The sequence below is a fragment of the Vibrio sp. 811 genome (genome assembly GCF_033339195.1).
The window spans coordinates 1-500 of sequence record NZ_JAWOUB010001038.1; the positions used below are offsets into that span (position 1 = coordinate 1).

A 500-nucleotide genomic window follows, 5' to 3' on the forward strand; every position below is an offset into this window, starting at 1 on the left:
CCGCTCCTCTAACCTCACCGTGGGTTCTTTCATCATCGAGGCTATCGACTCGAAAAAACGGTGTGAAGGTGACGCTACTCTCTCCGCTTTGGAAGTCCCAGTAAAGTTCAGGCTGAACTACAACAGAGCTTTGGCCTTTACTCTGCCCTTGCAGCCCGTGAGAGAGAAATTGTCGATGCTCAACATTCAATTGCCCCGCAAGCTCAAATGCGAACAGCGAGGGCGTTACCAACATCGCGAGTATTCCGCCAAGTTGGTTTACTCCTTTGCCCATATTCATACCACTCCCTTATTTAACTCGCTTGAGCACGTTTTTGTTGAAGTCATTCTCTTCCAACCCTGTTTGAAAGCGCAAATCGCTAGTGTTCAATTCTGTACTTTTGCCAGTTTGGTGATTCGTCATTGCCATGGTATGTGCACGCCAATATCTATCGAGGTACTGCTTATAATTAGCGAAAGTTAGAGTTTTCAATAACGCGCCTTTTCGGTCGTAAAACTCG

1 protein-coding gene and 1 pseudogene are annotated in these 500 nt (G+C 46.6%); both read right to left on the reverse strand.

The features are described from left to right. Window positions 1-235 (reverse strand): annotated as a pseudogene (locus R7Q46_RS30770) (hypothetical protein); the annotation flags it as partial. 54 nt (window positions 236-289) lie between these two features. Then, a partial coding sequence (locus R7Q46_RS30775; protein WP_318078790.1) for an outer membrane lipoprotein-sorting protein occupies window positions 290-500 on the reverse strand: 211 nt, incomplete at its 5' end.